We start from the raw sequence: 24383 nt of genomic DNA on the forward strand, positions 1-24383 counted from the left end.
TTACTTACGCGAAAAGTGCTTGAGCTTGTCCTCGTCGAGGCTAACCCCGAGGCCAGGGCCGGCCGGCAGCTCGACACCGAAGTCGTGATAGTCCAGCCGCTCGACGACGATGTCGTCCTTGAGCAGCAGTGGGCCGAACATTTCGGTGCCCCAGGCCATCTCGGGCAGGGTCGCCCAGGCGTGCAGGGCGGCGGCAGTACCGATGGTGCCCTCGAGCATGGTGCCGCCGTAGAGGCCGATGCCGGCGGTCTGGGCCAGCTGCGCCAGCGCCAGCGCCGGCCGCGGCCCACCGGCCTTGGCGATCTTCAGGGCGAAGGCGCCGCTGAAGCCGCCGCCGATCAGGTCCAGGCCATCGCGGGCGTCAGCCACTGCCTCGTCGGCCAACATCGGTACCCGGAAGCGCTCAGCCAAGCGGACCAGCCCCGTCTGCTCGCGGGCCGGGATGGGCTGCTCGATCAGCGCGATGCCGGCCTCCTGCAGGGCGGCGATGCCGCGTACCGCGGTAGCCTCGTCCCAGGCCTGGTTGACGTCGACGCGTACGCTAGCGCGATCGCCCAGCGCCGCCTTGATGTCCGCCACGTGACGTACGTCCCGCTCCAGGACATTGGCGCCAATCTTGAGCTTAAAGTCGCGGTGGCGGCCGTCGTCGAGGCGCTGGAAGGCCTCGTCGATGTCCTTTTGGGTATCACCGGAGGCCAGGGTCCACAGTACCGGCAGGTGGGTCTGACGGGCGCCGCCCAGCAGCTCGGCCACCGACAGCCCCTGCCGCTTGCCCTGGGCGTCCAGCAGCGCCGTCTCCAGTGCCGACTTGGCGATGGGGTTGCCACGCACGTGGCGGTTCAACCGCGCCATCAGGGTATTTAGGTTGCTCGAGGACTGGCCGACCAGCAGCGGTGCCAGGTAAGCGTCGATGTTGCGCTTGATGCTTTCCGGGCTCTCTGGGCCGTAGCTCAGGCCGCCGATGGTGGTGCCCTCGCCCAGCCCTTCGATGCCATCGCTGTGACGCATGCGCACGATGACCATCGTCTGGCAGGCCATGGTCGCCATGGACAGCTTGTGAGGACGGATGGTCGGCAAGTCGACCAGCAGCGTCTTGATGGATTCGATTACGGCGGACATGCAGGCTCCTGGGCTAAGCACTGAGGAAGTGCTTGCAGTCTGATTGCCCCCGCACGCATCAACCAATATGCTTTGAGTTCTCAGCCATACCCTGGAGGTATCATGGAGCTGCGCCACCTGCGCTACTTCTGCGTCGTCGCAGAGGAGCTCAACCTCACTCGTGCGGCCGCGCGACTGCATATGGCACAGCCGCCACTTACCAGACAGATCAAGCAGTTAGAGGAAGAAATAGGGGCGCCTCTGTTCGAGCGGAATTCCCGCGGCCTGACGCTTACCGCGGCCGGGCAGTTCTTTCATGAGCATACCCTGCAGATTCTGGAGAAGGTCGACACCACGGTGACCGCCACCCGGCGCATGGCGCGCAGCCACCGCCAGGTGTTCGGGGTCGGGTTCGTGGCCTCGCTGTTCTACGGGCAGTTGCCGACGCTGATCCGCCGGCTTAGACAAAATGATGATATCGAGCTGGTGCTGGCCGAGCTGACCACCGTGCATCAGGTCCAGGCACTGAAGGCGGGGCGCATCGACATCGGCTTCGGCCGGCTGCGCATCGACGACCCGGAGGTTGAACAGGAGGTGTTGTTCGAGGAACCGATCATGGCCGCCCTGCCCTGCTCCCACCCCCTGGCCGACAGCACTCCCACCCTGGCCCAGCTCGCCGAGTACCCGCTGATCGTCTATCCGGCCACGCCGCGTCCCAGCTATGCCGACCAGGTGCTGGGCCTGTTCCGTCGCCGAGGCCTCAGGGTGCGCGTGATCCAGGAGGCCAACGAACTGCAGACGGCGGTGGGCCTGGTTGCCTCGGAGATGGGCTTCACCCTCGTACCGGAGCAAGTCAGCCGCCTGCAGCGCGACGACATCGCCTATGTGCGCCTGGCCGAGCCGCACATCACCTCGCCGATCTTATGCAGCCGACGGCGCGGCGAGCCGCCCTCGGCGATCATGGCGCAGGTCAACGAGATCCTCGCGGAGCTGGTGGACAATCGCCTGAGCGGACGATACCCCTAGAGTATTTTGATTAGCTCATACCGATAAAAGGCACCCCGACAGGAGCGCACGAAGAAACGCCGCGGCTCGATGAGCCACGGCGTGAAGCGGGGTGCTGCTGGATGGGCATCGACGCAAGGGAGGGAGCGCCCTACCCTCGCCGATGACGCCCTAGGCGCGCGCCGGCGACACACTCCCGTCGCCGGCGGCCAGAGCCTCGATCAGCCAGGCGGCGAAGCGCTCCGGCGCCTCTACCGAAGGCACGTGGCCGACCGCGTCGAACACCGTCAGCTCTGCACCCGCACACTCGTCGCGCAGGGTGGCGAGGCTCTCCGGCGGCGTAGCCAGGTCCTCGCTACCGGCCAGCAGGTTGACCCTGATCCCGGCGGCGGCCTTCAGGCGGCCACGGAAGTCGCTGCGCCCCAGCATCTCGCAGAGCAGGGCATAGGCCTCGTCGTTGCCGCGGCCCATGGCGGTGCGCCAGCCGTTCTCCAGCGCCGGCGACGCCTCGAAGGCCGCCTGGGCGAACCAGCGCGGCACGATCTCGCCGGACATGGCGGCGAGCCCCTCCTCGCGTACCCGGCTCGCCCGAGTATTCCACAGCACGCTATTGCCGATCACCGCCCCGGTGTTGGTCAGGGTGGCCGACAGCAGCCGCTCGGCATACCGCTCGATCAGCGCCTGGCCGATCACCCCGCCGATGGAGGTGCCGACGAAGTGGAAGCGTGGGGCGCCGGCATGGTCGGCCAGGGCCAGCACCTCGGCGGCGAGCTGCTCGGGGGTCACCGCCCCCTGGTCGGCGAAGGCCTGGCTCGCGCCATGGCCGGGCAGGTCCCAGGTCAAGACCCGGTAGCGCGACAGCAGTGCCGCCAGGATGTCGTCCCATACCGCTTGAGTCATGCCCAGTGGATGGGCCAGGACCAGCAGCGGATTGGCCTCGTCACCAAGCAGGCGATAGGCCACGCTGCGGCTATCGATATTCAGAAATGCCATGGAAGTCTCCTGAAGCCTAACGTCAAAACTAAAGAAAATGCCGCACTCGGGAAATGCCCTCGGCGCGAGGGGCGCGACGGCCCACCCTGGCCGGTAACATGGGCACTAGGGCGAGGCATCAGACGGCCTCGAGCCCCAGGATCTGGCGCGCCTGCTGCCAGGTGGCCACCGGGCGCTCGTATTGCTCGCACAACTTCGCCACCCGCTCGACCAGCGCGGCGTTAGAGGGGGCGAGGCTTTCCTTGTCCCAGCGAACGTTGTCCTCGAGCCCCGTGCGGGTATGGCCGCCTGCGGCGATGGACCACTCGTTGAGGACCAGCTGGTTGGCGCCGATGCCGGCCCCGCACCACTGAGAGCCCGGTGCCAGGCGCTCGAGGGTCTCGACATAAAAGTCAAAGGTCGGCTTGTCCACCGGCATGGCGTTCTTGACCCCCATCACGAACTGGACGTAGAGCGGGGCCTTGATCCTGCCCTGCTTGGCGAGACTCACCGCCTGGTGGATGTGCGACAGGTCGAAGGCTTCTATCTCGGGCTTGATGTCGTACTTCCGCATCTCGTCGGCGAGCCATTCCACCAGCGGCGGCGAGTTCTCGTAGACCCGGGTGGGGAAGTTATTGGAGCCCACCGCGAGGCTCGCCATATCGGGCTTGAGCGGCAGCATGGCGCCACGCTCCTTGTCCGCACCCGAGCGCCCACCGGTGGAGAGCTGGGTGATCATTCCCGGGCAGTGCTTCCGGAGGCCTTCCATCAGCCGGGCGAACTTCTCGGGGTCCGAGCTCGGCGTCTGGTCGTCATTGCGGACGTGGCAATGGACGATGCTGGCCCCGGCCTCGAAGGCCGCCTGAGTGCTCTCGACCTGCTCGTCGACGGTCACCGGCACGGCGGGGTTGTTGTCCTTGCGCGGCAGACTCCCGGTGATGGCAACGCAGATGATACAAGGATTCGACATGGGAACCTCGCGTGACGCCAAAGGGCTCGTTCGGGGTGGTATGGATGAGTCTCAAGGGCGCGGTTACGCCCGCTCGATCAGCGTGGCGATGCCCTGGCCGACGCCCACGCACATAGTGCACAGGGCGTAGCGCTTGCCGGTCTTCTGGAGCTCATGGGCGGCGGTCAGCAGCAGCCGTGCACCGGACATGCCCAGTGGATGGCCGAGCGCAATGGCGCCGCCGTTGGGATTGACCCGCGCGTCATCGTCTTGGATGCCCAGATCGCGCAGGCAGGCGATCGCCTGAGCGGCGAAGGCCTCGTTGAGCTCGATGACATCGATCTCGTCGAGCGAGACGCCGGTGCGCGCGAGCAGTTTGTTGACCGCCGGCACTGGGCCATAGCCCATGATGCGCGGCTCGACGCCGGCGGTGGCCATGCCGACGATCCTCGCCATCGGCGTCAGACCGTGCCGGTCCACCGCCGCCTGGCTGGCCACCAGCATTGCCGCGGCGCCGTCGTTGACCCCCGAGGCGTTGCCGGCGGTGACGCTGCCGCCCTCGCGGAAGGGGGTGGGCAGGCTCGCCAGCTTCGCAAGGGTGGTCTCGCGCAGATGCTCGTCCTGGTCGAAGACCAGCGGTTCCTGCTTGCGCCGCGGGATCTCGATGGCGGTGATTTCCTCGGCGAACCGCCCCGACTGCTGGGCGGCGGCGGCCTTCTGCTGGGAACGCAGGGCGAAGCCGTCCTGATCCGCGCGGGCGATGGTGAACTGCTCGGCCAGGTTCTCGGCGGTCTCGGGCATGGAGTCGACGCCATAGGCCTTCTTCATCAACGGGTTGATGAAGCGCCAGCCGATGGTGGTGTCCTCGATCTGCTGGCCGCGGGCGAAGGCGCCCTCGGCCTTGCCCATCACATAGGGCGCGCGAGACATGGACTCCACGCCGCCGGCCAGGGCCAGGTCCATTTCCCCGGCCTTGACGGCGCGAAAGGCGGTCCCCACCGCGTCCATGCCGGAGCCGCACAGGCGGTTGAGGGTGGTACCGGGGATGGATACCGGCAGGCCGGCGAGCAGCGCCGACATGCGCGCCACGCTGCGGTTGTCCTCGCCGGCCTGGTTGGCGCAGCCCATGAAGACATCGTCGATGGCCGCCGGGTCGAGTCCTGGCGCCTCGGCCAGCACCGCCTTGAAGATATCGGCGGCGAGATCATCCGGGCGCCGGCTGGCCAGGGTGCCGCCGAAACGGCCCACGGCGCTGCGGCGCGGATGGCAGAGATAAACATTGGTCATCTTCGACTCCTGATCGATTGAGCGCTCATTTCATTGGCGTTGCCGGGAGCTGGGCCGTCGAGGCAGGCCTGCGTGAGGGCGCTATGAACCCTTCCCTGGGAGCTACATTTGCCTTCCTTGGCAAATGACCCTCACGACGCCCTGCCCCGGCGCCCATCGAGGCGAACGCCTGGCAATGAGCTCTTACTGGCCGGCATGAGCCCGTTCGGTACGGGCCTTGAGCCCGCGCAGGATCTCGAGTTCCTCACCGCGCGGCGCGGGGGTGATTTCGAGTTCATCGGCGAAGCGGATCGCCCAGCCAGTGGCCTCGACCACGTCCGCTCGCGTCACCCCCGGATGCAGCGAGACCACCGTCAGTTCCTTGGTCGCGGAATCCGGCTTCATCACGCACAGATCGGAGATCACGCGAGTGGGCCCCTGGCCGATGCTGGGCACGCCGTCGCGGCCCTTGCCATCGCGGCCGAAGCCCAGGGTGGTGATGAAGTCGACGTCCCGGACGAAGGCCCGCGGCGAGTGCTTGAGCGTGATAAAGACCTCGCCTGCATTGGTGGCGATCTCCGGGGCACCGCCGCCGCCCGGCAGGCGCACCTTGGGCGCCTGGTAGTCGCCGATCAGGGTGGTGTTGAGGTTGGCGAAGCGATCAATCTGGGCGGTACCGAGGAAGCCCACGTCGACCTTGCCGCCCTGCAGCCAATAGCGGAACATCTCGGGCACCGAGACGGTGGTCAATGCCGACTCGCAGAGCTCGCCGTCACCGATCGACAACGGCAGGACGTCGGGCTTGGTCTGCAGGGTGCCGGACTCGTAGATCAGCACCACGTCCGGGGCGTGGGTGAGACGCGCCAGGTTGGCGGCCTCGCTGGGCAGACCGATGCCGACGAAGCAGGTCATGCCGTTTACCAACGCCCGCGCGGCGGTCACCGTCATCATCTCGCCGGCGGTGTAGTCCAGGGTCTTTTCTTCAGGGCTCATCAGGCATTCCCCCCAACATTCATGACATTCTCGTCGATCCACTTGGTGAAGGCATCGCGATCGCGGGCGATGGCGTCCCATTCGCGGTAGAAGCGGTTGTCGCGCGCGTAGTACCCATGCGCATAGGACGGTAGCGCGCCCTTCTCGGCCACGGCGATGGCATCGATGGCCCAGCCCGGGATCACGCAGGCGTTGGGATGGGTGTCGAGGTCGTCGACGATCTCCTCGACGGTGACGATGCTGTGCCGGGCCGCCAGCACCGCTTCCTTCTGAACGCCGACAATGCCCTCGACCAGCACGTTGCCGGCGCGGTCGGCCTTCTGGGCGTGGACGATCGACACATCGGGACGCACGGACGGGACCGCAGCCAGGCGCTCGCCGGTGAAGGGGCAGTCGATGAACTTGATCTGATCATTGACGTTGGGCAGCTCGCTGCCGACGTAGCCGCGCAGCACGGCCAGCGGCAGCCCGGCGGCCCCGGCCTCGAAGGCACACGCCATGGCGGCGTGGCTATGCTCGAGGATCTCGATCTTGCGCGGCCAGCCCTTCTCCACCGCATCGCGCAGGCGATGCAGCGAACCCACGCCGGGGTTGCCGCCCCAGGAGAAGATCACTTTCTTTGCACAGCCGGCGCCGATCAGCTGGTCGTAGATCAGGTCTGGCGTCATGCGGATCAGGGTCAGCTCCCGCCGGCCCTGGCGGATGATCTCCTGGCCGGCGGCGAAGGGAATCAGGTGGGTGAAGCCTTCCATGGCAACGGTGGCGCCGTCTTCGACGTAGCGTGCGACCGCGTCATGCAGGCTGAGGATCTCGGCCATGATGGGACACCTCTGTTGGCGACGGGCTCAGTGGCCCTTGTTCGTATATCGAACTATGTTTTGCTATACGAACAAAATATCCTCACCGCGATACGCCGTCAAATCATCTCCATTTCCCCATCTCCCTGCCGAAAAGGTCGACGAAGCCCCCAGCGGCGCGGCCCGCTGGGGCAGTCGGGCGTCGGCATGGCGCCACCGGAGTGCGACTAAGGTATAAGAGGAATGGCGAAACAGGCCCGGCGGAGGCAGGCGGCCCGCGTGTTCGGCTGGCGAACAGTTGTGCTAGATTGGCGCGAGCCGCGACAGAGGTCGGGGCGCATCATCAAGCAGAAGGGAAAACCGTATGCAGGAAGAGGTACTGAGCCCCGATGACCGTGACTTCGTCACGGCGCTGGGGACCGGGCTCGAGGTGATACTGGCCTTCGACGCGGAGCACCCGCGCATGACGCTCAGCGAAGTGGCGACCCGCACGGGCATGAATCGGGCTAGGGCACGGCGCTTCCTGCTGACGCTGCACGCGCTCGGTTACGTGCGCAAGGATCAACGCCATTTCGAGCTGGCCCCCCGGGTGCTGCAACTCGGCTATGCCTTCCTCTCGGCCAACGGCTACCAGAGCGTGATCCAGCAGATCCTCGAGGACATCACCCGCGAAAGCAGCGAATCCTCGTCACTGGCGGTCCTCGACGGCGACGAGGTCACCTATGTGGCACGCTCGGCAGCCAAGCATCGGCTCATGGCGATCAGCCTGGCGGTGGGGACCCGCCTGCCCGCGGCCCATACCTCCATGGGCCGTGTACTCCTGGCTCAGCTGCCCGACGACGAGCTGGCGGCTTTCCTGGCCCGGGTCGAGCTGACGCCTTATACCGACAAGACCCTCACCGACCGGGACGCCCTGCGCGAAGCCATTCTGACAGTGCGCCGGCAGGGCTATGCCATCGCCGACCAGGAACTGGACTCGGGCCTGCGCTCGCTCGCCGTGCCCGCCTTCGATGCCCACGGCAAGCTGCTGGGGGCCATCAACATCAGCACCAACGCTGCCCGCATCCCGGTCGAGACCCTGACCGATACCTTCCTGCCGCTGCTTCAGGCGAAGGCGCGGTTGATCCGTACTCACGTCGGCTAGGGCCGCGAGACGCCTGCGTCAGGCGCCCCGGATCAGCGCCGCGAGCGCCGCCCGATAGCCCTGGCTGCCGAGCCCGGCGATCACCCCGTCGGCACGCAGCGAGACATAGGAATGGTGCCGAAACGCCTCGCGCTTGTGCACATTCGACAAATGCACTTCGATCACTCGGCCCTCGAAGGCATTGAGTGCATCGAGAATCGCCACCGAGGTATGGGTATAGGCCGCCGGGTTAATGATGATCGCCGTGGTGCCATCGAGCCGTGCGGCCTGGATGGCATCGATCAGCGCCCCCTCGTGATTGCTCTGGTGACAGGCAATTTCCCAGTCGTTCAGCGCGGCCTGCTCATAGAGGCCGTTGTTGATGTCCTCCAGCGTCTCATGACCGTAGATCTCCGGCTGGCGGGTGCCGAGCAGATTAAGGTTAGGGCCATGCAGCACGAGTACTTTACCGTGGCTCACTTGGGCGTCTCCTGATTCGATATATCAAGGGATGAGGACGGCGAGTCTTCTCCCAGCAGGCGCTGCCAGAGCCGGCTGACCAGCGCGCGCTGATCGCCAACCTCGGCGTCGACGGCCTGCTTGGTGAGTGCCGCCCGATGGAAGGCATGGCGGTAGGCCAGATAGGCCTCGCGCAGCGCACTGGCATCCTCGGCGGGCAGCAGTTCGTGCTCTTCAAGCGTCTCGAGAATGCGCATGTTGTCGCTATAGACCAGCAGCGCAGTGCACTCATGACCCATGGCCAGCACCGCGTACTGGCAGAGGAACTCGATGTCGACCATGCCGCCGGCATCCTGCTTGAGATCGAAGGCACCGGCCTGTTTGGCCATCGCCGAGCTACCCAGATGAGCGCGCATCTTGTGGCGCATCTTGATCACTTCTTCGCGCAATGCCGGTAGGTCGCGGGGCTGGCCGAGCACGTCGCGGCGCACCTCATCGAAGCGCTGCACCAGCTCGGCATCGCCAGCCACGGCCCGGGCCCGCACCAGCGCCTGGTGCTCCCAGGTCCAGGCTTCGCGGCGCTGATAGTCAGCAAAGGCATCGAGCGTGGTCACTAGCTGGCCGGCATTGCCCGACGGGCGCAAACGCATGTCGATCTCATAAAGGGCGCCGGCGGGCGTCACTGCCGTCAGCAGGTGGATGATGCGCTGGCCGAGCCGTGTGAAGAACACCGGGTTGTCGAGCGCTCGCTCGCCGTCGGTGCTGCCCTGGGAGGCGGCATCATGGATAAACACCAGATCCAGGTCAGAACTGTAGCCAAGCTCGATGCCGCCGAGCTTGCCATAGCCGACGATGATGAAGTCGGTCTCCCCGTGACTGCCATCACGGCGCTTGGGGTAGCCATGCTTGCGGGTCAGGTGCTTCCAGGCCATCGACAACACTTGCTCGAGCACCACTTCGGCGATGAAGGTCAGATAATCGCTGACCTTCATCAGCGCCCGGGTACCGACGATGTCGGAGGCCGCCACGTGCAGCACCTGGGCATGCTTGAACACCCGCAGCGCCTCGAGCTGGGCCTCCTCGTCGTCTTCGGGAATTCGCCCCAGGGCCTGGCGCAGCTCGTCGGCCAGGCGTGACTTGTCGGCAGGGGTGTAAAGCGTCGAGGGTGTCAGCAGCTCATCCAGCAGGATGGGGTGTCGGGCGATCTGTTCGGCGATCCATGGGCTCGCCCCGCACAGCCGCATCAGGTGACCGAGCGCATCGGGATTCTCACGCAGCAAGGCCAGATAGGCGGTGCGCCTGAGTACCGATTCGATCAAGGGCAACACCCGCTCGAGGACGGTATCCGGCGCCTGGCTTTCAAGCACCGCTTCGATCAGCAACGGCATCAGCGCATCGAGGCGCTCGAAGCCAATGCGTTGCATGCCCTGCACCGCCCGGGACTGACGCAGGGCAGCGATGCGCTTATAACCGCGGTCCGGCTCCTCGAAGCCGGCGGTTTTTAAAAGCGACTTCGCCTCCTCTTCGGAGAGTTCGCCGCGCCATAGGGCGCGCAGCTCGGCGAAAGCCTTACTGCTGTCGTCTTCAGCGCTCTCGTCATCATCTTCGGGATCGGCGATCACCGCATCGAAGTGGCCACGCACCCGGGCGCGCAGCTCAGAAAGCCTGGCCATCAGCGCCGGCCAGTCTTCCATGTTGAGCGCCAGGGCGATCCGCTCACGCTGGCCATCATCATGGGGCAGCGCCTGGGTCTGACGATCATCGAGCGCCTGGATGGCGTGCTCCAGATCACGCAGAAAGACGTAATCCGGGGTCAGCTCGTCGACCACCGCCTGAGGCAGCAGGCCTAGCGCCGGCAGTCGCTCGAGCGCTGTCTTGAGCGAAGTCACCTGCAGCTCGGTGTCACGGCCCCCGCGAATCAGCTGGAAGGCCTGGACCACGAACTCGACCTCGCGGATGCCGCCCCGGCCGAGTTTGATGTTGTCGTCCATGCCCCGTCGCTTGACCTCGCGATTGATCATCGCCTTCATCTCGCGCAGCGATTCAATGGCGCCGAAGTCGAGATACTTGCGATAGACGAAGGGACTGAGACTCGCCAAAAGCTCACGGCCGGCGTCGATATCGCCGGCAACAGGCCGTGCCTTGAGCATCGCGTAGCGTTCCCACTCGCGCCCCTGATCCTGATAGTAGCTTGCCAGCATGGCGAAGCTACCGACCAGCGGCCCGCCGTCCCCCAGCGGACGCAGGCGCATGTCGACGCGAAACGCGAAGCCGTCGGCGGTCATCGCGTCAAGCGCCGCGATCAGCTTCTGGCCAAGCTTGGTAAAGTATTCCTGGTGCTCGAATTCACGCTTGCCGCCCTGGGTCACGCCCTTCTCGGGGAAGGCGAAGATCAGGTCGATATCTGACGACAGGTTGAGCTCGCCGGCGCCGAGCTTACCCATGCCCAGCACGACCAGGCGTTGGGGGCTGCCATCGGCGCGCGGTGCCGGCAGGCCCCAACGAGCCTCGAGGTGCGCCTCGAGCCAGCCAAGCGCTCCTTCCAGGCAGGCCTCGGCGAGGCGCGAAACGGCGCCGGCGGTGTCCCACATGTCGCTGCCAGAGGGGCGGGTCAGGTCTCGCCAGACGATGCCCAGCATGCGCTCGCGACGAAAGCGACGAATCGCCGACTGCATGGTGGCTTCGTCATTGGCATCGCCAAGGGCCTCATCCAGCCATTGAGCGAGGAGCCTCGACGACGGTGCGTTATCCAGCTCTCCATTGGCATCCAGGCTTGTCAGCCAATCGGGATAATGCACCAGGGTATCGGCCGCGAAAGTGGAGACGGAAAGCACCTTGGCCAGTTGCTCGCGGCGCGGTTCACTCAGGGCCAGCCATGTCTCGCTGAGTGGGTCGCTCTCCTGGTGGCGGGCGCGCGTATCGGCGCGCTCCAGCGCTTCGTTAAGGCGTCGAGATGTTTCGCCAAGCGCGGCGTGCAAGCGGTGAGGGATATCGATCAGCGGCAGGAAGCCGTCGGGCAGCGCCATGAGCGTCTCCTTATCATTTTCTCAAGCATAGCGAAGCCGCCCCCCCGCTGTCTGCGGCAGGTTCATTGCTTTGTCCTGCAAGCCGTTACGTGATCGTTACCGGTGCTAGCCGAAGAAGCGCTGCCAGGTCAGTAGTCCCCAGGTCAGCCCCGCGATGATCAACGCCATCATCACCGCCGCCGAGCCGATGTCCTTGGCTCGACCAGACAACTCATGGCGCTCAGGTCCAATGCGGTCGACCACGCTTTCGATGGCGGAGTTAACAAGCTCAACAATCAGCACCAGCAAGCAGCTACCGATCAGCAGGATCCATTCGACGGGGGTTTGTCCCAGCCACAGCGCCAGTGGCACCAGCACCAGACACAGCCCCAGTTCCTGGCGAAAGGCCGTCTCGTTACGAAAGGCGGCGCGCAGCCCCTTGATGGAATAGCGAGCAGAGTGGTTCAGATGGCGCCAGCCGGTATGCCCAGGCTTCATGGAATCTATCCTGCTGATCGTTGGTCAAAAACGGCCGTCGTCCTTGAAGGATTCAAGCCAAGGATCGCCGAGTCTAGCAGACGCATATGAACGTTCGTCGTGACCTGGTGGTGATGTGACGGGTGCAAAGAGGCACTACACAGGGCGCGCCATGTCTCAGTGGCTGAGAATCATCGTCTCAAGGTCATCGGCCAACGGTTCGAGCACTTGGCGCCAGGCCAGATAAGGCGTGCTGGCGGTACCATTGACCATCACCGAGAACACGCCCCAACGCCCGCCCTGGGTGCGGAAGTAACCGCCGGTCGCCCGCACCGAAAAGGGCTGATTGAGGGTGCCGGTCTTGAGCATCACGTGCTCCTGAAAGGTGTCACTGCCGCGTCGCAGGAAACGCATGGCGCCGTTGGCGGGCGACTGCAGGCCGGCGATGAAACTCGGGAACAACGCCGGGCGCTGGTACATGTGCTCGAGCAGTGCCGTGACGCCTCGCGCCGTGGTGCGATTGCCGGTGGTCAGGCCACTACCACTTTCCAGCGTCAGGGGGCCGTGGCCGGGGATCGTCCGGGCAAAGGCCTCCAGTGCGTCGCCGGCCTGGGGCAGGGTCGCGCGTGGCGTGCCGACTAGATCGAGTGCCAGCACATCGGCCATGAAATTGTTGGAGTAGTTGAGAGTCCGCTGGAGAAGCTCCTGCAGAGGCTTCCCCTGAACCGCGGCCAGCTCGGTGCTTGCAGGCGAGGGCTGCGTGCGGACCACCCGAGCGCCACCGGTCACGGTGATGCCGGCCTGCTCAAGCAGCGAGGCCAGAGTGCTGGCGGTCTGCTCGGCAGGATCGGAGCTGGCGCGATAGACATAGCGCGGCCCGTCTCCCATGGCGATGGTGCCCTCGAGTACCATGCGATCGCCCTGGCCGTCGGTGAAGCGCTCGGCATCCAGTTGGGTACGGCCATCGGCACGCGCCGTCTGCACCTGGTTATCGAGGCGCGTCAGCAGCACGCCGCTCGAACAGCTGGCCACCCGCGCGGGTTTGCCCAATGAAGGGCCGGGACGCACCGCCAGGCACCAGCTACCGTAATCGACGCCTGCCACCGACAGGAGGGCACTATAGGCATTGGTGCCGCGACGGCGGGCCTCGCAGCGATCAGTGGTGATGCACTGCACAGGCCCATAGCGCCACTGGTTGATCTTGAGCTCTCCGTCGATGCGGGTCACCCCTTGTTGGCGAAGCTGCTGCACCAACCGCCAGAGATCCTCAGACACCAGCGCCGGATCACCATCGCCCATAAAGATCAGATCACCGCTTACCACGCCGTCATCGGTCAACTGCCCCGGCGTCACCAGCCGGGTGGTAAAGCGATGCTGTGGCCCCCAGCGGTCGAGCGCCGCCGCGGCCATATAGAGCTTGCTGACCGATGCCGGCGACAGCTCGCGGTCGGGAGCCATCTCGCCAAGCACTTCGCCACTGTCCAGCATTCGCGCCTCGGCGCCGATCAGAAAGCCCTGCTCCTCAAGGGCAGAAAGACGCTCGAAGCCCGCCGCCGATGCCATCGGCGATATCCAGACACAGCACAACAGCACAGCCAGCAACGCACGCAGCAACAGACGAGACATGGGAGAAGTCCGATAGCAGAAGAGGCGTCGACACGCCTCACAAGGAGACAGAGTTGGGGCTCGACCAGCCCGGTCGCGGTCTATAACAACCGCATCCCGGTCAGGAATCAGGCTTAACTCAATGAGAAGCCACGCTGGAAAATACCTGAATCACCACCACGCCGCCAACGATCATGCCAAGCCCGAGGATCGCCGGCAGATCCGGACGCTCCCCATAGACCACGATACCGATCAGGGTCACCAGCACGATGCCAAGCCCGGCCCAGAAGGCATAGGCGATGCCCACCGGCAGGGTGCGCAAGGCAAGCGACAGCAGGTAGAAGGCGAGCCCGTAACAGACCACCACCAGCACGCTCGGCCACAGCCGGGAAAACTCATCGGATGCCTTGAGGGCGCTGGTCGCTACCACTTCGGCGATGATCGCAAGCGCCAGGAACACGTAGGTCATGAGGTATCTCCCTGCGCCAGTCGACGGCGCATCACACGGTCAAATAATGTATTGAAGATCAGGCCATAGACCAGGAAGAAGAGGACGAAGCCGATATCTAGCCACAGGGCCTCAAGGAGGCCAATATCAAGCCACCAGGCCACCCAGGGCAGACTCAGCACGACAAGCCCCGTCTCGAAACCCAGCGCCTGGGCGAGGCGCTGAACAAAGCTGCGCCGTCGGCTTGGCACCCAATGATCGAAGAACCGATTCCAGACCAGGTTCCAGCCCATGGCCAGAGTGGCGAGAGCCCCGCCCAAGACACCCAACTTGCCCATGCCATGGCCGCTGAGCATGTTGGCAAGCGGCGTGACCATGAGCAGACCGCCGGCCTCGAAAAGGGCGCTGTGCATAAGCCGTTCCTTTATCGAGCGCATGTTTTCCTCTCCATAGCCTCCACCTTCCATACAGCGAAACGGTTCACGAACAGGCCAATGCCCTGATGGTGAGGGCTATTCTAGCCGCTAGAGAGATAGCATCCAGTTAGGTTCCATCTGATATTCTGATAGGTCAGAGAATCGCTCGGCCTTTGACGAGCCTTACAGGAGACATCAATGCGCTGGACCCTGGATCAGCTGGAATGCCTGATCGCCGCCGCCGAGCAGGGCTCGTTTTCCGCCGCAGCGCGACGGCTGGGGCGTGCCCAATCAGCGATCAGCACCGCCATCGGTCACCTGGAAGACGATCTGGGCTGCACGCTCTTCGACCGCCAGGGCCGGCTGCCACAGCTGACGCCGGCCGGAGACGCGCTGCTTCACGAGGCGCGCGCGGTGCTGCATCAATGCCAGCGGCTGGATGCCCGTGCCCGGGCCATCGCCGAGGGCGAGGAAGCACGACTGGTCATGGCCATCGACGAGGCGCTAGTGGAAATGCCGCCGGTCGATGCCACCCTGGAAGCCCTGGCGCATCGCTACCCGGCGCTGCAGCTGACACTGCTCTATGGTGCCCAGGGAGACATTGCCGGCTGGGTCGAGGATCGCACCGCCGATATCGGTATCCTGCTAAGCCAGCAGGCCCGCGGACCGCTATTAGAAGGACAGCGCATCGCCCACCTGGAGCAGCTGGTCGTCGTCTCTCGAGATCATCCACTGGCCAGCCTGCCCGATGCGAACCTTACCGATCTGGCCAGCCATCGCCAGCTGGTGATCGCCTCCCGCACCGGCAGCGCAATGGGAGATGTCACCAGTGCCCGCTTCTGGCGGCTGAACAGTTTCTACTCGATGGCTGAACTGGCCACTCGAGGCCTGGGCTGGGCACTGGTGCCGCAGCATATCGCCAACTACCCGCCCTTTCGCGATCACCTGAGCATACTAAGCGGTGACGCCCTCGGCGTAGCGCCGCGCATCGAGGTCGAGATGATCGCCCGCCGCGATAGCGCTCAAGGCCCGGTGGCCCACTGGCTACGCCGGTCGCTTGGCAAGGGCTTCCACGGCCGCGGAGAGCGCTGAGGTCACCGAGGCGTCAGGGCACGGGCAACAGGTCAGGCGCCGATGGCAAGTCGACCGTCAACCGCCACAGCGACTGACCACTGCCGTGGTACTTGCGCTCGAAGGGCGTCAAAAAGTCGTCATTCGGCCAATGGGCCTCGACCTGCAACGGTTTACCGATGGCCTGCTCGGTGGCCAGCGCAAACTCCTCGACGTAGAGGCGCCAGTTGGAGCGCAGCTCGAGCCTCCCGCCGAGAGCCAGAATGGCCGGAAACACCGGATGGCCATGCCAGCGCATCTTGAGGAGAGACGCCTTGGGGTAAGGATTCGGATAAAGCAGGTAATGACGCGCCGGCTGCCAGCCCGCCGCCAACGCCAGACGCCAGAAGTCCACCAGATCGGCGCGCACCAGCAGGGCATTACCCGGCAGTTCGCCATGCTCACGAGACAGGCGGTCAGCGCTGCGGTCGATGCCTATAACGGCATGATCAGGGAACTGAGTGGCCAGATGACGCGTCGAGAGTCCGACGCCACAGCCCGCATCAAGAATCAGCGGTTGATCTCGCGCCGACCGCCATGCCTCAGCCTCTGCAAAGGCAAGGCGGGTGTGGTCGGCGACCGGCTTCTTCAGGGGGTGCTCTAGGGCGCGAGCGACGCGACGGGCGAGATCCTGATGAGGTCCAGACTGATTGGTAACGATAGCTCGGGAGTTGTCGTGCATGGGCATCCGGCGGCCGGGATAGAAAAAGAAGGCCCATTCTATCAGGGCCGGCCGACCGGGCGCAGATTCAAACACATGTTCGTTGCCAGAAGATGAAAACCAGCACCTGCAGGGCGACGGCCCGCATGACGGGGTAGCAGCCGCGGTGATATTATGAGCGTTAAATGAAGGAAACATCAGCGCCCAGGCGCCACCAGCACAATGAGGTAAGCGGCTTGTCACAGTTACCGGTGATCGTCGGCATGGGGGGAGTGAATGCTGCCGGCAGAACCTCGGGCCATCAGGCGTTTCGGCGCACGGTCCTCTCGGCCCTCGACGCAGACACCCAGGCCAGCACCCTGATCGGTCTGGCAGCAATGATGCGTCTGGTAGATACCGACGGCACTGCTGCCTGGAAAGACGCCAGCGGCCAACCGCTTCAGGCCGATGAGATTGTCGCCCGCTACCAGCAACAGATCCTCGATCATACCCTGATTCGTCGTATCGAAGACCCGGACTTCGGGGCCGATGGCATCCCGGCCAATCGCCAGGCCCAGTTGTCCCTCGACGCGCCGCTCACCTTCCAGATACGTCGACGTCAACTGCCCGATCAACTGCCCGACACCTGGCAGGTGCGCGATATTGATCGTCGCCACGTCGAAGTGACGGTACCGCCTGGCCCATTCGACGTCATGCTTCCCGAGCGCCGCAGCGCCCAGGTGCGCGCCGCCGGCCAGTTGCCCAGCGGGTTCGAGCCGAACAGCCTTTATCGCAGCGTCCACCATCCTCGCGGCCTGTCGATGGCGATCTTCGGTGCCTCGGACTGTCTTGGTCAGAGTGGCCTCGACTGGGAAACCCTGCGCGACCGGCTCGACCCGGATGCGATCGCCGTCTATGCCGGCAATTCCATCGGCCAGCTAGACGATGCCGGCTGGGGTGGCCTGCTGAAGAGCTATGTCTCGGGCAATCGCGCCACCTCCAAGCAGATGCCGCTAGGTTATGGCCAGATGCCGGCCGACTTCCTCAACGCCTATGTGCTCGGCAGCGTCGGCGCTACCGGCGCCATTCAGGGCGCCTGCGCGACCTTCCTCTATAACCTGCGCCAAGGTGTCGAGGAAATCGCCAGCGGCCGCCGCCGGGTCGTCATGGTCGGTACCTCCGATGCGCCGATCACGCCCGAGGTCATCGAGGGGTTCCGCACCATGGGCGCGCTTGCCGACGATGACAGCCTCAAGGCACTGGATGCCCTGACCCTGCTCACCGATGCCGACTACCAGCGCGCCTGCCGGCCCTTCGCCCGCAACTGCGGCTTTACCATCGCGGAAGCCAGCCAGTTCGTGCTGCTGATGGACGACAGCCTGGCCATGGAAACCGGCGCTCAGGTGCTGGGCAGCGTGCCGGGCGTCTTCGTCAACGCCGATGGCTGGAAACGTTCGATTTCGGCACCCGGCATCGGCAACTACATCACCCTTGGCAAGGCCGTCAGCCTGGCGAAAAATATCCTCGGTGAAGATGCCCTGCGCAACCGCACCTTCCTGCATGCGCATGGCACCAGCACCCCGAAGAATCGCATTACCGAGTCGCATGTCTTTGATCAGGTGGCTTCAGCCAATGGCATCACCTCCTGGCCGGTGGTCGCGGTCAAGGCCTACGTTGGCCACTCGCAGGGCAGCGCCGCCGGTGACCAGATGGCAAGTGCCCTGGGCAGTTTCGCCCACGGCTGGCTACCCGGCATTCCGACACTTGATGCCGTGGCCGATGATGTTCACGCCGAGCGTCTGAAGTTCTTCGCCGAACCGCAGGCCTTTGACGCCGATGCCGCCTTCATCAATGCCAAGGGCTTCGGCGGCAACAACGCGACAGGCCTGGTGCTGTCACCAAAGGCCACCGAGCGGCTGCTGGTCCAGCGCCATGGCCAAGCCGCAGTCGATGCCTGGAAAGACCGCCGCACCGCCATCCTCGAGAGCTCACAGCGCTACGAGGCAAACGCTGAGCAGGGCAGATTCCAGGCACTCTATCGCTTCGGGCAAGGCGTGCTGGAAGGCCCCGAACTCTCGGTGGAAGCCGATCACATCGGCATCCCCGGCTATGCTCAGCCGGTCTCTCTGGCCGTCGACAATCCCTTCGGTTCTCTCGACGGCAACGCCCATTCGGACGACAAGTAGGCGCGTTATGAACATCGTGGTCTATCCCGGTACCTTTGACCCCATCACCAATGGTCACTTCGACCTGATCGAGCGCGGTGCCAGGATGTTCGACAAGGTGATCATTGCCATCGCCGCAAGCCCGGGCAAGCAACCAGCGCTGGACCTGGATACCCGGGTGGCGCTGGCACAGGAAGTGGTGTCAAAGCTGCCCAATGTCGAGGTCACGGGCTTCTCTGGGCTTTTGACCGAATTCCTGGCCGATCGAAAGGCGCGCATCATCCTGCGCGGGCTGCGCGCCGTCTCGGACTTCGAGTACGAGTTGCAACTCGCCAACATGAACCGCGCCATGTCGCCGGATGTGGAGAGCGTCTTCCTGACCCCGGCGCTCGAGAACTCCTATATTTCCTCGACCATGGTCCGCGAGGTCGCCAAGCTCGGGGGAGATATCTCCAAGCTGGTTCATCCAAGGGTCGTCGACGCCTTGAATGCTCGTTATAATGTCTGAGTATTTTACTCGGATATTAGCCGGCCCGCGCTCCTGATCGAGCAGCCCCTTTCCTGGAGTAACCCTATGTCCCTGATGATCACCGACGAGTGCATCAACTGCGACGTCTGCGAACCCGAATGCCCCAACGGCGCTATCTCGCCGGGGGAAGAAATCTACGTCATCGACCCCGCCCTGTGCACCGAGTGCGTCGGCCACTTCGATGAGCCCCAGTGTCAGCAGGTCTGTCCGGTCGACTGCATCCCGCTGGACCCGGAGCGCGAGGAAACCCGCGATCAACTGATGGACAAGTATCACGCCATCACGGCCGCCTGATTTCCCCTGAGCGCCCCGCAACATCGCCTCTCGCCCCGCCTTGCGGGGCGTTTGCGTCTCTGGCTATCGATAATCGCCAGACTGACAGCAACCTTAGGCTGTCCATAGCGCGTAACGGCACTTGCTTGGGCAACACCCCAGACAACACGAAACCACCACGGGCTGTATCAGCAGAAAGCGTGCGCTACCCTGCCGGCCCATGGATTCAATCGAGGAAATGGCTTGCCCCCTTCACGCTCTAAAGCCCCGCGCATCTGGCCGCTGGCCTGGCCGATCATTCTCTCCAACATCACCGTGCCACTGCTGGGGCTCGTTGATACCGCGGTCGTCGGCCACCTGCCGGACTCCCGCTACCTGGCGGCAGTGACGCTTGGGGCAACGCTTTTTGGCTTTCTCTACTGGGGCTTTGGCTTCCTGCGCATGGGCACTACCGGCCTGACCTCCCAGGCGGTCGGCCGCGAAAACGACACCGATGTCCGTACCCTGCTCGGTCAGTCACTGGTGATGGCGGGGCTGATCGGCGCGGGGCTGATCCTGCTCTCTACGCCGCTGGTCGAACTGGGGCTCAGGCTGCTCGATGGCAGCGCACAGGCCACCGAGCTGGCCAGAGAGTATGCCGGCATCCGCATTCTGTCCGCTCCCGCGGTACTGGCCAATTATGCGATCCTCGGCTGGTTCCTCGGTCAGCAGAATTCGCGCGTCACCCTGATCCTGATGGTAGTGACCAACAGCGTGAATATCGTCCTGGACCTGTGGTTCGTGGTGGGCCTTGGCATGACCAGCGATGGCGTGGCCTGGGCGACGGTGATCGCCGACTACACGGCGCTTGTCATGGGTCTGTGGCTGGTGCGCCGTCAACTCGTGACCCTGGGCGGCTACCTCGACCGAGCGCGGCTATTCACCCTCAAGGCCTATCAGGCGCTGTTCGCGGTCAACGCTCAACTCTTCCTGCGCACCCTGGGGCTTCTGTTCGCCATGGCCTTCTTCACCGCCCAGGGCGCCAGCCAGGGCGATACGGTGCTGGCCGCCAACGCGGTGCTTTTGCAGTTCATCATGCTGATCTCTTACGGCCTGGACGGCTTCGCTCATGCCGCCGAGGCGCTGACCGGGCGTGCGGTGGGGCGGGCGCGCTGGGATGAGTTTGCGGCCTCGGTGCGCAGCGCCGGGCGTTTTTCACTGGCCATCGCCGCCGCCGCCATGCTGGCCTTCGCGCTGGGTGGCGAGGCGTTGATCGCCCTGCTCACCGATCTGCCCGAGGTACGCCAGACGGCCGCCAGCTACTTGCCCTGGATGGTGCTGATGCCACTGCTCGCGGTCTGGAGCTATCTGTTAGACGGTGTCTTCATTGGCGCCACCGCCACCCGTGAGATGCGCAATAGCATCTTCGCCGGGCTCGCTGTCTACCTGCCGGTGTGGTGGCTGACCCAACCGCTCGGCAACCACGGGCTATGGTTCGCCTTCAGCAGTTTCATGCTGGTGCGCTCGGCAACATTAGGCGCCTATTACCTGCATTATCGGCGCCATGTCTGGGTCAGCGGGAGAGACCATGGTCGATAGCCACATCATCGTCTAATCCGATACCTTGGTGAGGCTTACCTACTTTTTCGTACTCACAAGAAGACCATGCTCATGCTCAAGTTTATCTCGCGGCCAGCGGTCAAGCTGGTCGAACGCTACCTGCCGGATCCGTATATCTTCGTGCTGCTGCTGACGCTGGTTGCCGCCGTGGCGGCCATCGCGGTAGAGCGTCAGACGCCGCTTGAAGTGCTGCGCTTCTGGGGCGACGGCTTCTGGAACCTGCTGACCTTCTCGATGCAGATGCTGCTGGTACTGATCACCGGCTTCATGCTCGCCAATACGCCACCGGTCAAACGTGCCCTGTCCGGGCTTGCTGGCAAGGCCAGGAACGCCGGCGGCGCCATCGTCCTGGTGACGGTGGTCTCGCTTGTGGCCAGCTGGATCAACTGGGGCTTTGGCCTGGTGGTAGGGGCGCTTTTCGCCAAGGAGCTGGCTCGCCAGGTGCGCGTCGACTACCGGCTGCTGGTCGCCAGTGCCTATTCGGGCTTTCTGATCTGGCATGCGGGGCTCGCCGGTTCGATCCCACTGACCATCGCAACGGACGGCCACTTCACCGTCGAGCAGATCGGCGTGGTTTCTACTTCCGAGACCATCTTCTCCTGGTTCAACATGACGATCGTCGCCGTACTGCTGGTCAGTGTGCCGCTGGTCAACCGGTTGATGCTGCCAAGCGAAGACGAAAGCGTCTATGTCGACCCCGCCCTGCTGGAAGAAGATCAGGAGCCCCGGGTGCGTATCACTCGCCCGGCCGAGCACCTGGAAAACAGCCGCGCCCTGGCCTGGCTGGTCGGCATTCCTGGCTTGCTGTTCCTGCTCGATCACTTCGTGCTGCGAGATGGCGGCCTCAACCTCAACGTCATCAACTTCCTGTTCCTGTTCCTGGCCATTGTGCTGCACCGCACGCCGCGGCGGCTTCTGGCCAGCCTGCAGGAGGCCATCAAGGGCGGTGCCGGCATCGTCATCCAGTTCCCCTTCTATGCCGGCATCATGGCGATCATGGTGCAATCGGGGCTGGCTCAGAGCCTGTCGGAGGCCTTTGTCTCTTTTGCCAGCGCCGAAACACTGCCCTTCTGGTCATTCATCAGCGCCGGCGTGGTCAACCTCTTTGTGCCTTCCGGCGGCGGTCAGTGGGCGGTTCAGGCACCGGTGATGCTGCCGGCAGCGGCGGCACTGGGGGCCGACGTGCCGCGCATCGCCATGGCGGTTGCCTGGGGCGATGCCTGGACCAACCTGCTGCAACCCTTCTGGGCGCTACCGGTGCTGGCCATCGCGGGGCTCAAGGCCAAGGACATCATGGGCTATTGCCTGGTCCAGTTGCTCATTAGCGGTGCCATCATCGCGCTGGGTCTGACGTATCTATAGGCACACACCAGTTCAATAGGTACCGCCTACGCCCTCATGGCTAGCTCCCATGAGGGCTAACTACCTCGTTACCTACCTCGCTAGCTACCTCTGCCCAGGGGCAACACGCTATGATGAGGGCACGAATAACGATCATTCTGCCCTTCCATCCCCTGGAGCCCTCAGTGAGTCAAGACGACCTGCCCCGCCAGCACGAGCTTTCGATGACCGTGCTGATGACCCCCGATATGGCCAACTTCAGCGGCAAGGTGCATGGCGGCGCTATCCTCAAGAAGCTCGACGAGGTCGCCTACGCCTGTGCCAGCCGCTATTCCGGCCACTATGTGGTGACCCTGTCGGTCGATCAGGTGAAATTTTCCCAGCCGATCCACGTCGGCGAACTGGTCACCTTCCTGGCGTCGGTCAACCACGTTGGCCGCTCCTCGATGGAAGTTGGCATCAAGGTGGTGGCCGAATCGATTCAGGAGCGTCTGATTCGCCACACCAACAGCTGCTACCTGACCATGGTCGCCGTCGATGGTGACGGCCAGCCCGCCGAAGTGCCACCGCTGCCGCTGGAAACGCCGCTTCAGCAACTGCGCTTCGAGAAGGCCGCGCTGCGCAAGAAGCTGCGTAAGCAGGCCGAGGAAGAAGCCCGCCAGACGCAGGAAAGCCATCACGCCGAGCGCAAGGCCGCCCTGGAAGCCTCTCGCCAGTCATCCAGGTGATGTGTTGTGTCGATCGCAAATCAACGGGGGCAGGCCAATGGCCTGCCCCCGCTCGTCTTCGCGAACCATGACGCCCTTGCTAAGCGAGCCGTCGTGGCTGTTTCCGCGTTCGATGCGCCCTAGCCTTCAGCCGCGTCCTCGATCGCCTGGCCGCCCTGTTGAATGTCTTCACCGGCACCGCGCATGGTGTTACAACCGGCCAGCAGGGACACTGTGAAGAGGGTCAACAGTGTCAGGGCAATCAATCGTGTCATGGTGGTGTCCTCATCGGTTGGCATCGTTAAATTCGCACGCTTTCGCTACTACATTAGCACTCTTTTCAGCAGGCGCTCCACGCCAAGGCTAGCTCATCACCAGGCGCACGATGATCGCCGCAATCATTACAAGCGTTAGCCAGCGTACCCAGAGCGCACCACGCGGCCCCATGTTGACTTTCACCGCCAACCAGGCACCGCTCATGCTGCCCACCGCAAGCAGCAAGCCATAGCTCCAGCGCACCTGGTCGTGATACACGAACATCGCCAGCGCCGGCAGGGTGTAGATCAGAATGATGAAGACCTTGAAGACGTTGACCTGAGTCAGGTCGATCTTCAAGAGCCGGTAGAGGACGACAATGAACAACACCCCCACGCCGACCTGGATAAAGCCGCCGTATACACCGATTGCAAACATCGCCAGATAGACGACAGGCGTCAGGCGCTCGCGGGTCAGAGAGCGGGTCTCGAGTGCCGGCTGAGGCAACAGCATCATCAGGGCACTGGCCGCCATCACCGTGACCAGTACCGCCTCGAAGAGCGCATCGCTGACCAGAAGCGCCAGCCACACGCCAAACATTGAGCCCGCTACCGCCGGGACCGCCAGCCGTAAGCTGAGCCCCACCTGACTCGCTCCGGCACGCCTGAAATTGCCTACCGCCGAGATGCTCTGGAAGACAATCGACACGCGGTTGGTCGCGTTGGCCGCCTGGGGCGGCAACCCCAGAAACATCAATAGCGGCAGCGTCAGCATCGACCCGCCCGCCGAGAGCACATTGATAAAACCCGCAAGACCGCCAAACGCTATCAAGGCCAAGGCGTCGAGAAAGCTTGGGTATACCGTCATGTCACGCTCCGTTGTGACGTCCAGAAATAATGAGAAGCATCGCCCACCAGGCCAGTCAGTTAGCCCATATGAGAAAGCCGATGGCGGATAATGGCATGGATACGACAGGAGCGTATCGCGCCAGGCAGCGACCACGGCGCTGAGACAACAGGCCGACGCCTGTTCACCGCCGCCATAGTCATCAAAGCATAAGCAAAAAGAAACCTCCCGCGAGCCATTGGCTAGACGGGAGGTTTCAGAAGGTAAAACGAAAGGAAAAGGGATCAGGGCGACTGCCGAGAGCC

24 protein-coding genes are annotated in these 24383 nt (G+C 64.2%); 9 read left to right on the forward strand and 15 right to left on the reverse strand.

Going from position 1 to position 24383, the window contains the following annotated elements:
• A complete protein-coding gene (locus ETC27_RS06235; RefSeq protein ID WP_136254123.1) occupies positions 1-1119 on the reverse strand; it encodes a muconate cycloisomerase family protein in 1119 nt (372 codons plus the stop codon).
• 102 nt (positions 1120-1221) lie between these two features.
• On the opposite strand from ETC27_RS06235, the gene ETC27_RS06240 reads away from it, so the two are divergent.
• Positions 1222-2124 carry a LysR family transcriptional regulator gene (locus ETC27_RS06240; protein WP_136254124.1) on the forward strand — a complete coding sequence of 301 codons (903 nt, stop codon included), beginning with the start codon at positions 1222-1224 and terminating at the stop codon, positions 2122-2124.
• Between the two features lie 150 nt (positions 2125-2274).
• On the opposite strand, the gene ETC27_RS06245 is transcribed toward ETC27_RS06240, so the two are convergent.
• The 5 genes from ETC27_RS06245 to ETC27_RS06265 all read right to left on the reverse strand — a co-directional run bounded on the left by ETC27_RS06245 (position 2275) and on the right by ETC27_RS06265 (position 7101).
• A complete protein-coding gene (locus tag ETC27_RS06245; RefSeq protein WP_136254125.1) occupies positions 2275-3096 on the reverse strand; it encodes an alpha/beta fold hydrolase in 822 nt (273 codons plus the stop codon).
• Positions 3097-3214: 118 nt separating this feature from the next.
• Positions 3215-4045, reverse strand: coding sequence for a 3-oxoadipate:acetyl-CoA acetyltransferase (locus ETC27_RS06250; RefSeq protein WP_136254126.1), 831 nt, complete (start codon positions 4043-4045; stop codon positions 3215-3217).
• A 63-nt stretch (positions 4046-4108) separates the two neighbouring features.
• Positions 4109-5311: a 3-oxoadipyl-CoA thiolase gene (gene pcaF / locus ETC27_RS06255; protein ID WP_136254127.1), complete on the reverse strand. Its 1203-nt coding sequence runs from the start codon at positions 5309-5311 to the stop codon at positions 4109-4111.
• A 183-nt stretch (positions 5312-5494) separates the two neighbouring features.
• On the reverse strand, positions 5495-6283 hold the full coding sequence (locus tag ETC27_RS06260) for a CoA-transferase subunit beta (RefSeq protein WP_136254128.1): 789 nt from the start codon (positions 6281-6283) through the stop codon (positions 5495-5497).
• On the reverse strand, positions 6283-7101 hold the full coding sequence (locus ETC27_RS06265) for a CoA transferase subunit A (protein ID WP_136254129.1): 819 nt from the start codon (positions 7099-7101) through the stop codon (positions 6283-6285). The genes ETC27_RS06260 and ETC27_RS06265 overlap by 1 nt, the downstream gene beginning before the upstream one ends.
• A gap of 343 nt (positions 7102-7444) precedes the next feature.
• On the opposite strand from ETC27_RS06265, the gene ETC27_RS06270 reads away from it, so the two are divergent.
• A complete protein-coding gene (locus tag ETC27_RS06270) occupies positions 7445-8224 on the forward strand; it encodes an IclR family transcriptional regulator domain-containing protein (protein WP_136254130.1) in 780 nt (259 codons plus the stop codon).
• Between the two features lie 18 nt (positions 8225-8242).
• On the opposite strand, the gene aroQ is transcribed toward ETC27_RS06270, so the two are convergent.
• From aroQ to ETC27_RS06300, 6 genes are all read right to left on the reverse strand, one after another.
• A complete protein-coding gene (gene aroQ, locus ETC27_RS06275) occupies positions 8243-8683 on the reverse strand; it encodes a type II 3-dehydroquinate dehydratase (protein ID WP_136254131.1) in 441 nt (146 codons plus the stop codon).
• Positions 8680-11688: a bifunctional [glutamate--ammonia ligase]-adenylyl-L-tyrosine phosphorylase/[glutamate--ammonia-ligase] adenylyltransferase gene (gene glnE / locus ETC27_RS06280; protein WP_136254132.1), complete on the reverse strand. Its 3009-nt coding sequence runs from the start codon at positions 11686-11688 to the stop codon at positions 8680-8682. Before glnE ends, aroQ begins: the two co-directional genes overlap by 4 nt.
• A gap of 105 nt (positions 11689-11793) precedes the next feature.
• A complete protein-coding gene (locus ETC27_RS06285) occupies positions 11794-12165 on the reverse strand; it encodes a diacylglycerol kinase (protein ID WP_136254133.1) in 372 nt (123 codons plus the stop codon).
• Between the two features lie 156 nt (positions 12166-12321).
• Complete coding sequence (gene dacB, locus ETC27_RS06290) at positions 12322-13770, reverse strand: D-alanyl-D-alanine carboxypeptidase/D-alanyl-D-alanine endopeptidase (RefSeq protein ID WP_136254134.1); 1449 nt, start codon at positions 13768-13770, stop codon at positions 12322-12324.
• 118 nt (positions 13771-13888) lie between these two features.
• Positions 13889-14218 (reverse strand): DMT family transporter, encoded by a 330-nt coding sequence (locus ETC27_RS06295; protein ID WP_136254135.1) that lies wholly within the window; start codon positions 14216-14218, stop codon positions 13889-13891.
• Positions 14215-14664 carry a PACE efflux transporter gene (locus tag ETC27_RS06300; protein WP_306462160.1) on the reverse strand — a complete coding sequence of 150 codons (450 nt, stop codon included), beginning with the start codon at positions 14662-14664 and terminating at the stop codon, positions 14215-14217. Before ETC27_RS06300 ends, ETC27_RS06295 begins: the two co-directional genes overlap by 4 nt.
• Positions 14665-14811: 147 nt before the next feature.
• Between ETC27_RS06300 and ETC27_RS06305 the strand changes: the two genes are divergently transcribed.
• The gene (locus tag ETC27_RS06305; RefSeq protein WP_136254137.1) at positions 14812-15705 is read left to right on the forward strand and encodes a LysR family transcriptional regulator; all 894 of its coding nucleotides are present in this window, start codon (positions 14812-14814) and stop codon (positions 15703-15705) included.
• Positions 15706-15718: 13 nt separating this feature from the next.
• On the opposite strand, the gene trmB is transcribed toward ETC27_RS06305, so the two are convergent.
• Positions 15719-16405: a tRNA (guanine(46)-N(7))-methyltransferase TrmB gene (trmB, locus tag ETC27_RS06310; RefSeq protein WP_136254138.1), complete on the reverse strand. Its 687-nt coding sequence runs from the start codon at positions 16403-16405 to the stop codon at positions 15719-15721.
• 242 nt (positions 16406-16647) lie between these two features.
• Here trmB and ETC27_RS06315 point away from each other — a divergent pair, with 242 nt between their 5' ends.
• The 6 genes from ETC27_RS06315 (at position 16648) to ETC27_RS06340 (ending at position 22998) form a co-directional block, all read left to right on the forward strand.
• Positions 16648-18549, forward strand: a complete 1902-nt coding sequence (locus ETC27_RS06315; RefSeq protein ID WP_136254227.1) for a beta-ketoacyl synthase — start codon at positions 16648-16650, stop codon at positions 18547-18549.
• Positions 18550-18556: 7 nt separating this feature from the next.
• Positions 18557-19036 carry a pantetheine-phosphate adenylyltransferase gene (gene coaD, locus ETC27_RS06320; RefSeq protein ID WP_136254139.1) on the forward strand — a complete coding sequence of 160 codons (480 nt, stop codon included), beginning with the start codon at positions 18557-18559 and terminating at the stop codon, positions 19034-19036.
• 66 nt (positions 19037-19102) lie between these two features.
• Positions 19103-19351 carry a YfhL family 4Fe-4S dicluster ferredoxin gene (locus ETC27_RS06325; protein ID WP_136254140.1) on the forward strand — a complete coding sequence of 83 codons (249 nt, stop codon included), beginning with the start codon at positions 19103-19105 and terminating at the stop codon, positions 19349-19351.
• Positions 19352-19573: 222 nt separating this feature from the next.
• Positions 19574-20908 (forward strand): MATE family efflux transporter, encoded by a 1335-nt coding sequence (locus tag ETC27_RS06330; protein WP_136254141.1) that lies wholly within the window; start codon positions 19574-19576, stop codon positions 20906-20908.
• A 72-nt stretch (positions 20909-20980) separates the two neighbouring features.
• Positions 20981-22291, forward strand: a complete 1311-nt coding sequence (locus ETC27_RS06335) for a short-chain fatty acid transporter (RefSeq protein WP_136254142.1) — start codon at positions 20981-20983, stop codon at positions 22289-22291.
• A 203-nt stretch (positions 22292-22494) separates the two neighbouring features.
• On the forward strand, positions 22495-22998 hold the full coding sequence (locus tag ETC27_RS06340; protein ID WP_240724832.1) for an acyl-CoA thioesterase: 504 nt from the start codon (positions 22495-22497) through the stop codon (positions 22996-22998).
• A gap of 119 nt (positions 22999-23117) precedes the next feature.
• Here ETC27_RS06340 and ETC27_RS06345 read toward each other — a convergent pair whose 3' ends face one another.
• Both ETC27_RS06345 and ETC27_RS06350 read right to left on the reverse strand, forming a co-directional pair.
• Positions 23118-23252, reverse strand: a complete 135-nt coding sequence (locus ETC27_RS06345) for an entericidin A/B family lipoprotein (RefSeq protein ID WP_136254143.1) — start codon at positions 23250-23252, stop codon at positions 23118-23120.
• A gap of 88 nt (positions 23253-23340) precedes the next feature.
• Complete coding sequence (locus ETC27_RS06350) at positions 23341-24099, reverse strand: sulfite exporter TauE/SafE family protein (RefSeq protein ID WP_136254144.1); 759 nt, start codon at positions 24097-24099, stop codon at positions 23341-23343.
• Positions 24100-24383: the final 284 nt, after the last annotated feature.

Origin of the sequence: Onishia niordana, from assembly GCF_004798965.1 — a bacterium.
In the GTDB taxonomy this organism is placed as follows: domain Bacteria; phylum Pseudomonadota; class Gammaproteobacteria; order Pseudomonadales; family Halomonadaceae; genus Onishia; species Onishia niordana.

Excerpts from the sequence above, each read along its gene's own strand:
- ETC27_RS06335 (WP_136254142.1), top strand. The coding sequence starts at position 20,981 with ATGCTCAAGTTTATCTCGCGGCCAGCGGTCAAGCTGGTCGAACGCTAC.
- ETC27_RS06305 (WP_136254137.1), top strand. The coding sequence starts at position 14,812 with ATGCGCTGGACCCTGGATCAGCTGGAATGCCTGATCGCCGCCGCCGAG.
- glnE (WP_136254132.1), bottom strand. The coding sequence starts at position 11,688 with ATGGCGCTGCCCGACGGCTTCCTGCCGCTGATCGATATCCCTCACCGC.
- ETC27_RS06315 (WP_136254227.1), top strand. The coding sequence starts at position 16,648 with ATGGGGGGAGTGAATGCTGCCGGCAGAACCTCGGGCCATCAGGCGTTT.
- ETC27_RS06260 (WP_136254128.1), bottom strand. The coding sequence starts at position 6,283 with ATGAGCCCTGAAGAAAAGACCCTGGACTACACCGCCGGCGAGATGATG.
- ETC27_RS06240 (WP_136254124.1), top strand. The coding sequence starts at position 1,222 with ATGGAGCTGCGCCACCTGCGCTACTTCTGCGTCGTCGCAGAGGAGCTC.
- ETC27_RS06265 (WP_136254129.1), bottom strand. The coding sequence starts at position 7,101 with ATGGCCGAGATCCTCAGCCTGCATGACGCGGTCGCACGCTACGTCGAA.
- ETC27_RS06245 (WP_136254125.1), bottom strand. The coding sequence starts at position 3,096 with ATGGCATTTCTGAATATCGATAGCCGCAGCGTGGCCTATCGCCTGCTT.
- ETC27_RS06325 (WP_136254140.1), top strand. The coding sequence starts at position 19,103 with ATGTCCCTGATGATCACCGACGAGTGCATCAACTGCGACGTCTGCGAA.
- ETC27_RS06235 (WP_136254123.1), bottom strand. The coding sequence starts at position 1,119 with ATGTCCGCCGTAATCGAATCCATCAAGACGCTGCTGGTCGACTTGCCG.
- pcaF (WP_136254127.1), bottom strand. The coding sequence starts at position 5,311 with ATGACCAATGTTTATCTCTGCCATCCGCGCCGCAGCGCCGTGGGCCGT.
- ETC27_RS06300 (WP_306462160.1), bottom strand. The coding sequence starts at position 14,664 with ATGGAAGGTGGAGGCTATGGAGAGGAAAACATGCGCTCGATAAAGGAA.
- dacB (WP_136254134.1), bottom strand. The coding sequence starts at position 13,770 with ATGTCTCGTCTGTTGCTGCGTGCGTTGCTGGCTGTGCTGTTGTGCTGT.
- ETC27_RS06345 (WP_136254143.1), bottom strand. The coding sequence starts at position 23,252 with ATGACACGATTGATTGCCCTGACACTGTTGACCCTCTTCACAGTGTCC.
- trmB (WP_136254138.1), bottom strand. The coding sequence starts at position 16,405 with ATGCACGACAACTCCCGAGCTATCGTTACCAATCAGTCTGGACCTCAT.
- ETC27_RS06270 (WP_136254130.1), top strand. The coding sequence starts at position 7,445 with ATGCAGGAAGAGGTACTGAGCCCCGATGACCGTGACTTCGTCACGGCG.
- coaD (WP_136254139.1), top strand. The coding sequence starts at position 18,557 with ATGAACATCGTGGTCTATCCCGGTACCTTTGACCCCATCACCAATGGT.
- ETC27_RS06350 (WP_136254144.1), bottom strand. The coding sequence starts at position 24,099 with ATGACGGTATACCCAAGCTTTCTCGACGCCTTGGCCTTGATAGCGTTT.
- ETC27_RS06295 (WP_136254135.1), bottom strand. The coding sequence starts at position 14,218 with ATGACCTACGTGTTCCTGGCGCTTGCGATCATCGCCGAAGTGGTAGCG.
- ETC27_RS06285 (WP_136254133.1), bottom strand. The coding sequence starts at position 12,165 with ATGAAGCCTGGGCATACCGGCTGGCGCCATCTGAACCACTCTGCTCGC.
- ETC27_RS06250 (WP_136254126.1), bottom strand. The coding sequence starts at position 4,045 with ATGTCGAATCCTTGTATCATCTGCGTTGCCATCACCGGGAGTCTGCCG.
- ETC27_RS06340 (WP_240724832.1), top strand. The coding sequence starts at position 22,495 with ATGACCGTGCTGATGACCCCCGATATGGCCAACTTCAGCGGCAAGGTG.